General features: G+C 62.6%; 6 protein-coding genes. 1 reads left to right on the top strand and 5 read right to left on the bottom strand.

The features are described 5' to 3' along the window. Positions 1-1,896: RNA helicase (locus Q0331_RS08270; RefSeq protein WP_298075902.1), on the bottom strand; the 1,896-nt coding region annotated here is incomplete at its 3' end. 5 nt (positions 1,897-1,901) lie between these two features. Further along, positions 1,902-2,945, bottom strand: coding sequence for a PAC2 family protein (locus Q0331_RS08265; protein ID WP_298075901.1), 1,044 nt, complete (start codon positions 2,943-2,945; stop codon positions 1,902-1,904). Between the two features lie 217 nt (positions 2,946-3,162). On the opposite strand from Q0331_RS08265, the gene Q0331_RS08260 reads away from it, so the two are divergent. Further along, on the top strand, positions 3,163-4,626 hold the full coding sequence (locus Q0331_RS08260) for a DUF4192 domain-containing protein (RefSeq protein WP_298075900.1): 1,464 nt from the start codon (positions 3,163-3,165) through the stop codon (positions 4,624-4,626). On the opposite strand, the gene galE is transcribed toward Q0331_RS08260, so the two are convergent. From galE to Q0331_RS08245, 3 genes are all read right to left on the bottom strand, one after another. Then, positions 4,583-5,617, bottom strand: coding sequence for a UDP-glucose 4-epimerase GalE (gene galE / locus Q0331_RS08255; RefSeq protein WP_298075899.1), 1,035 nt, complete (start codon positions 5,615-5,617; stop codon positions 4,583-4,585). The two genes, Q0331_RS08260 and galE, sit on opposite strands and share 44 nt — an antisense overlap. A 13-nt stretch (positions 5,618-5,630) precedes the next feature. Beyond that, positions 5,631-6,353, bottom strand: a complete 723-nt coding sequence (locus Q0331_RS08250; RefSeq protein ID WP_298075898.1) for a metal-dependent transcriptional regulator — start codon at positions 6,351-6,353, stop codon at positions 5,631-5,633. 99 nt (positions 6,354-6,452) lie between these two features. After that, complete coding sequence (locus Q0331_RS08245) at positions 6,453-7,472, bottom strand: sigma-70 family RNA polymerase sigma factor (protein ID WP_298075897.1); 1,020 nt, start codon at positions 7,470-7,472, stop codon at positions 6,453-6,455. Positions 7,473-7,567: the final 95 nt, after the last annotated feature.

Below are 7,567 nucleotides of genomic sequence, written 5' to 3'. Positions count from 1 at the left end.
CACCATGTCGCGCACGATGGATTTCGGGCTGATCTGGAAACCCCGAGCCCAGGGGTTTCCTTCGCAGAAAGTGTCGTAGGCCTGGTCTAGCTCGTCGGCCAGTGGCATGGGCCAGGTGATGTCTTCGACGATGGCCATGCGTTCGGTGTAATCGACGCCCTCTGCCTTTAGCGCCGCGATCTCCTCACCCCGCTCCGCCTTCTGCTGGGCTATAAGCACTTGTCGGGGATCCTCCAGCACGGCCTCAAACGTCGAGATGACGTCCAAGGCGAAGGTTTCGGACTCCGGGTCCAGCAGCTCCAGGGCGGCCAGAGCGAAGGGGGAGAGCGGCTGGTTCAGCGCAAAGTCGCGGCTTAAGTCCGCGGTCAGGCGTGCATCCTTGCCGCTGGGCGTATCAGCCGCATACTCCTCGACCACGTCGGCGTTGATAAGCCCGCGATACAGCTCGATCGTTCGCAGGATGGCCTTGTTCTGCTTCGATCGCGTGTCATGGTTGGTGCGCAGCAGGTGCTTGAGCGCCTCGAAGGTCCACTGGTCGCGGGCAACCACGTTCAGCAGCATCGAGTTGCTCATGCGGAACTGACTGGTCAGTTCCTCTGGCTCCGCTTGGGTGAGCCGCTCGTATGTGGATTCGCTCCAGGTTGCCTGCCCTTCCGGAGCCGAACGCTTGCGCAGCTTCTTGATCTTCTTCGGGTCGCTTCCCGCGCGCTGACGGAGGCGGAAGTTCTCGATCTCGTGTTCCGGGGCCTGGACCACGACGGTGCCTTCCGTGTCGTAGCCCGCTCGGCCCGCACGGCCAGCGATCTGGTGGAACTCGCGGGACTTCAGCACGCGGTGCTTCACCCCGTCGTACTTCGTCAGCCCCGTTAACAGCACGGTGCGGATCGGCACGTTGATGCCCACGCCCAAGGTGTCGGTGCCACAGATGATCTTCAGCAGTCCCTTCTGGGATAGGCGCTCTACCAGGCGCCGATACTTCGGCAGCAGACCTGCGTGGTGCACGCCGATGCCCTTGCGTAGCAGGCGGGAAAGAGTTTTGCCGAAGGCGGAGGTGAAGCGGAAGTCGCCGATCTCCTCGGCGATAGCGGCCTTCGCTTCGTCGTTCACCAGCTTCATGCTGGTCAAGGCCTGGGCGCGCTCGATGGCTTCGCGCTGGGTGAAGTGGACTATGTAGATCGGCGACTTGCCGTCGCTGATAAGCTCTTCCACCGTCTCGTGGACAGGGGTGTAGACGTAGTGGAAGTCCAATGGCACGGGCCGGGTGGTGCCCGTCACCAGGGTGGTCTGCCGGCCCGTGCGCTCAGTGAGGTCATCCTCCAGCCACTTCGTATCGCCCAGGGTGGCGCTCATCAAAAGAAACTGCGCCTTGGGGAGTTCCAGCAGCGGAACCTGCCAGGCCCAGCCGCGATCCGGCTCGGAGTAGTAGTGAAACTCGTCCATCACTACCTGGTCGATCTTCGCCTTCGCGCCATCGCGCAGGGCAATGTTGGCAACGATTTCGGCGGTGGCGCAGATGATCGGTGCCCCACCATTCACTGTGGCGTCACCAGTCATCATCCCGACATTCTCCGGGCCGAAGGTTTGGCAAAGGTCGAAGAACTTCTCGCTCACCAGGGCCTTGATCGGCGCGGTGTAGAAGCTGCGCTGCTTGCGTGCCATGGCGATAAAGTGCGCGGCGATGGCGACCATGGACTTGCCCGAGCCGGTGGGGGTGGCCAGAATGACGTTGTCTTGGGCGACCAGCGCGGTGGCTGCTTCCTCTTGGGCGGGGTAGAGGCTAATGCCGCGGTCGCGCGTCCAGCCGAGGAAGGATTCCAGAATTGCGTCGTCGATCAGCGACTCTGGAACCTCGTCCAGATCCGGAAGCAGGTCTGCGAGTTCGGCGGCAATACCCACTGTTTCTAGTTATCCTCTTGCTCGTCGGAGTCGGTGCCGTTGTCTGCGCTATTATCGGCACCGTTTTCGTCGGACATGTTCTGCAGGAAAGCCTCGAATTCCGCGCCCAGCTCCTCGCCGGTCGGGATGTCCTGGCCCGGCTTCAGCAGGTTGCTTTCCCGCTTGCGGCGCATGCGCTCCATCTCCGCGTCGTACTGGTGCTCGAGAGCACTGACGACCGTGGCGATCTCCTGGGAGTCTTCCACCTGGTCCTGCAGCTGGTGCTGCACCCGCTCCAATTCCCTTTCCAGAGCCTTCAGCGGGAGGTCGCGGTCCGCGACCTCCCCGAAGGCCTGCAGCAGGCGCAGCGTTGCCTCCGGGTAGTCCGAGGCCGCAATGTAGTGCGGTACGTGGGCGGTCAGCCCGATTGTCTCGAATCCGTGGCGGTTCAGCTTCTTCTCCGTCTCCAGTGCGGCCGCGCCCGGGACGATCATCCGGGAGTCCCAGGTGTGGAAGTCCTGGATCAGCGAGGAATCCGAAGCGTGCGCGGAGATCACCAGCGGCCGGGTGTGCGGCACTGTCATCGGCGCCGAGTAAAGGGAGGCAACCATGCCTACTTGGCCACGCCGGGCCAGGTCCACCACGGCATCGCTAAACGCGCCCCACTTCAGATCCGGCTCCAGGCCACTGAGCAGTAGGAACGGGCGCCCCTGCGTATCCTTGACCAGATGCAGGTCCAGGCGTACGTCGTCGCTATCCACAACCTTGGAGTTATCGATGGTCACACCGGGGCGGCGGGAGCGGTAATCGATCAGCTCGTCTACCTTGAACGAGGCCACTGGGCTGTGTTCCAGAGCGGCGAGCAGGTGGGAGCTGGCGCTGGAAACGGCCTGCCCCGCGTCGGCATAGCCCTGCAGCGCGACCAGCATCGGCAGCTCTTCGGCGCCGTCCTCAGAGCCGCCAAGCCCCGCGGTCGCATCCGCAATGGAGGGGCGGTCGAACTGGATCGGAGCCGGGTATTCCATCTCGTACATCCGACCCGCGGCCTTGCGCTCGTGGCGACCATTCATAGTTTCGCTCTCCCTTCCGGCGGAACCTTTGTCCAACCAAGCACTGTCTGCCAAGCCTATCAGGCAGTTCGGACAACCTAGCCCGAGACGGCGCGTATTTCGAACAGCTAGAAAGCTGTATTCACAGTTTTGAGTTATCCACAGGCCCCTGGGGCAATGCCTAGTCCAGCGGCCACCGTGACCGCATCAAAAAATTTTCTTGGCGAGTATCTGCGGCATGAGCAACTCACCAGAACACAACGACCAGAACGCACAATCTATTCCCGCGCCCGCCGCCTCCGCTACGCCAGCTCCCTCGGTTCACCTCGGGGCCGACAAAGGAAAGCTCATTGCGGCCATTCCCTCGCTGTTGGGCTTCCCGCCGGTTGACTCGATGGTCATCATCGGTCTCGTCGCCTCCACCGAACCCACCGAACCGATCAACACCGGCACCACCGGCCCCGCCCCGTTGCCGGAGAACCATCGCCGTTTTCGCATTGGCCCCGTCCTGCGCTGCGACTTTATCCCCGCAGCCGTGACCGAAGCGGCTCGCGGTCTAACCGACATTCTTTGTGACGCCCCAGCGGCAGAGGCCATCATCCTCACCATCGGCGACATGGATGACCGCCTGCGAGCCTGTGTGGCCTCCGCCATTAAACAGCTCCAGGACGGATGTGTGGAAGTTCAGTCGGCGCTGGAGGTCTCGCAGATTGCCACGGGGGAACCGTGGACAGATGTCCTAGACGGGGAGACGGGCACCGTCGCCAGCGTGGAAACCAACGAGCTGGCGGACATCAGCGCACTCAGTGGTGCGCGCCGCATGGGCGACAGAGAGGAAATGGAACGCTGGCTAGATCCCGCGAACATCGCAGCACCGGACTGGATGTTGCAGGATCGCGGGGAAGCCACGACGGTCGACCTGATCCAGGTACTAGTCGGGGTGGCTGCCGTGGCGGAAGGCCAGCGAGTGCTGGAGGAGGAATGCGAAGACGAGTACCTGATCGATAGCCTCGCCGCGATTTGCTGCGACGAATTCCTGCACACGGTAGTTATCGCATGGTCGCTCGGTGCAAACAGCGCCATCTTGCGGGAGATGCTAGCAAGTACCGCGCGGCGGACGACGGGATCGGTGCGGCGACGGGTGATGTTGATTCTGGCACTGGTGGCGTCGGCTAACGACGAAGGAGTGCTGGCCTACCACACGCTTACGCGACTGCTGGAGGAGCTCGAGGCGGACCTCTACACCGAGGATGCGTGCGCGAGGCTGGATCTGTTGGAGCACGCCGACGACCCGGCTGCGCTGGCTGCCGACCCCGAAGCAGCGCTGGAAGACCTTTTGCGTGGCGTGGAGGATGCCGATGAGTCCGATACACAGCCACAGCTCAGTGCCTTGGATGAGTTCACCGCCGACATCACGATCGCGGCGCTGGACGCGCACCAGAGGGGCAAGATCAAGCTGCTGTTGTCCAAGGCCGTGCGCGCGGCATGTACGGTCATGGCGAATGTGCAGATGGATCTGGACGCAGCAGAGGATTCCGGCGAGCCGGAAGGAGCCGGGTGGGTTCCGGAGCGTAGCTACATCACAGTCCGGGAGTACGCCGGGCTTGATCTCGCATGGGAATACGAGCGCCTGCTGCAGACCGTGGACTGGGATGCGGTTAACGCTGTGCGGAATGCAACCTATCACCCAGTTGTCCGCTAAACGCCCAGGCATCCGAAATGATCGTGTGCAGGTCGGAGTGGGTCGGGTTCCATCCGAGCTCGGCCTTAGCCTTTGCGGAGGAGGCGATGAGGGTGGCGGGGTCGCCTGCACGGCGCGGAGACTCCACGGCCGGAATCGGGTGGCCAGTTACCTCGCGGCAGGTGTCGATCACCTGGCGCACGCTAAAGCCATCACCGGAGCCCAGGTTGAAGATTCGGTGCTGGCCGGCAGTGTTGGAGGCCGCGGCTAACAGGTGTGCGTCCGCTAAATCCCGAATGTGAATGTAATCGCGCACCGCAGTCCCGTCAGCGGTGGGGTAGTCGGTGCCGAAGATGGAGATGTGCTCCCGGTGGCCGAGTGCAACCTGCAGCACCAGCGGAATCAGGTGCGTCTCTACCTTGTGGTTTTCCCCGATGTCGCCGTACGCGCCGGCGACGTTGAAGTAGCGCAGGGAAGTCGCGGCCAGCCCGTAAGCGTTGGCATAGGAGGTGATCATGTGGTCGATCGCCAGCTTGGATGCGCCATAGGGGTTTGTGGGGGCGGTGGGCATATCCTCTGTAATCGGAACCTGCTCGGGCTCCCCGTAGGTAGCGGCGGTGGAGGAGAACACGAGGTTCTGCACTCCGTGCTCGCGCATCTGATCCAGAAGGTACAAGCTGGTTCCCACGTTGTGGTGCCAGTAGATGTCCGGCTTTTCCACCGACTCGCCGACCAAAGAGCGGGCGGCGAAGTGCATCACGGCGGCAACGTCACCGGCTGCGAAGACGTCGGAAATGACGTCGCGGATGTCACCCTGAACAAAGGTAGCGCCCTCCGGCACGGCGTAGTCGTTGCCGGTGGACAGGTCGTCGACGACCGTTACGCGGAAGCCGTGTTCCAGCAGCACGCTGGCACACACGCTGCCGACATATCCGGCACCGCCGGTGACGACAATGTGGGAGGAAGGGGATAGGACAGAAGAGGAAAGATCGATGCTACTCACATGACCCACGCTACCGCACTGATTAGCTAACCTTCTCCACTCGCACGGCGTGGCCGAGTTCTTCCGGAATTACCATGGCGCCGTTGTCGTTGCTGAACTCCAGGCCGTCCTCGGTGGCCACCAGGCTCACAACGCTGCCTGGGCGCATGCCAAGCGCATGGAACTTAGCCATCAGCTTGTGCTCGACCTGGACGATTTCGTTGATGCTGAGGATCTTCACCTGGATCGGCTCCGACGGCTCAATGTCGGAGGCGCGCTGCGAGGTTCCCTCCTGCAGGGCGTTAACCTTCTCCAGCATCTCCGCGCGCTCGGCCTCCGGGATACCTTCCACCAGCTCGTCCAGCCCCGGGATCGGGTTGCCGAACGGAGAGGTGGCGTATTCGCTGAGCACCTTCACCAGTTGCACCTCGACCTCGTCGCCCATGACGTGTTCCCAACGGCAGGCCTCGTCGTGCACTTTTTCCCACGGCAGGCCGATCACGTCGGTTAGCAGGCGCTCTGCCAGGCGGTGCTTTCGCATCACGGCGGTGGCCAGTGCACGCCCCTGCGTGCTGAGCTTTAGGGAGCGATCCTTCTCGACGGTCAGAAGCTCGTCGCGTTCCATGCGGGCGACGGTCTGGCTCACGGTCGGACCGGACTGGTCGAGCCTCTCGGCGATACGGGCGCGCAGCGGTGGAATGCCCTCTTCTTCCAACTCGTAAATCGTTCGGAGATACATCTCAGTGGTATCGACGAGATCCCTCACGTGCGCTACGCCCTTTCTGTGCTTGTTGACTTCTCATGATTATAGCCCCGTCCACATCGGGAGCGGGGCAGAAGTGTAGGTACTGGTTCTACAGCGGGGTTAAACCGCGTACTCGCGCAGCTTGTCCGCCCGGTCGCCTTCGCGCAGCTTCGCCATTACCTCGCGTTCGATCTGGCGCACGCGCTCGCGGGACAACCCAAAGCGACGGCCGATCTGATCCAGCGTGCGGGGCATCCCGTCATCCAGGCCGTAGCGTAGCTTGATCACGTCCTGCTCGCGCTCCTCCAAGGTGCCCAGGACTGCGCGCACATCGGAGTGGCGCAGGGAAGCCACTACGGCGGTTTCCGCGTCGGTCGCCTCGGAATCTTCGATGAAATCACCCAGCGGGGCTTCTTCGTCGCTGCCGACTGGCATGTCCAGGCTCACCGGATCGCGGGACTGCTTCAGCAGCATCTCGATCTTGGACTCCTCGATGCCGGACTCCTCCGACAGCTCTTCGTTCGTGGCTTCGCGGCCCAGCTGCTGGTACATCTCCCGCTTGATGCGGGACAGCTTGTTGACCTGCTCGACGAGGTGGACGGGAAGGCGGATGGTCCGGGACTGGTCGGCCATGCCACGGGTGATGGCCTGGCGAATCCACCAGGTCGCGTAGGTAGAGAACTTAAAGCCCTTGGAGTAGTCAAACTTTTCCATCGCGCGGATCAGGCCCAGGTTGCCTTCCTGGATGAGATCCAGCAGCGGCATTCCGCGGCCGGTGTAGCGCTTCGCTAGGGAGACGACCAGGCGCAGGTTTGCCTCCAGCAGGTGGCTGCGGGCTGCCTTGCCCTCGCGGGCCAGAACCTTCAGGTCGCGCTTCTTTGCGCGGGTGAGCTTCTCGGCGTTGGCCAGCAGGTACTCGGAGTACAGGCCAACTTCGATCCGCTTCGACAGTTCGACTTCGTCCTCGGCGGTCAGCAGCGCGGTCTTGCCGATGCCGTTGAGGTAAACGCGAACCAAGTCCGCCGACGGGTTCTCGTTGTTTCCGCGCCGCCGACCCTTGTCTTCCTTCTTATCGCTATCGTCGGCCGAACCGCCGTTGCCCCTACCGCTGTTGATGCCGGTGTACTCGTCATCAATCATGGAGTTTTTCATAGTGCTGGTGTGCCTCCCGTGGCTCGATAGCGCTCAAGCTCTTCAAGATTTTTCTCGTTTTGTGCCGAAGCTCTAAGGGATTA

Source organism: uncultured Corynebacterium sp. (assembly GCF_937999985.1).
Taxonomy (GTDB): domain Bacteria; phylum Actinomycetota; class Actinomycetes; order Mycobacteriales; family Mycobacteriaceae; genus Corynebacterium.
This window is presented reverse-complemented; position numbering and strand designations above follow the sequence as displayed.

Excerpts from the sequence above, each read along its gene's own strand:
- Q0331_RS08260 (WP_298075900.1), top strand. The coding sequence starts at position 3,163 with ATGAGCAACTCACCAGAACACAACGACCAGAACGCACAATCTATTCCC.
- Q0331_RS08265 (WP_298075901.1), bottom strand. The coding sequence starts at position 2,945 with ATGAATGGTCGCCACGAGCGCAAGGCCGCGGGTCGGATGTACGAGATG.
- Q0331_RS08245 (WP_298075897.1), bottom strand. The coding sequence starts at position 7,472 with ATGATTGATGACGAGTACACCGGCATCAACAGCGGTAGGGGCAACGGC.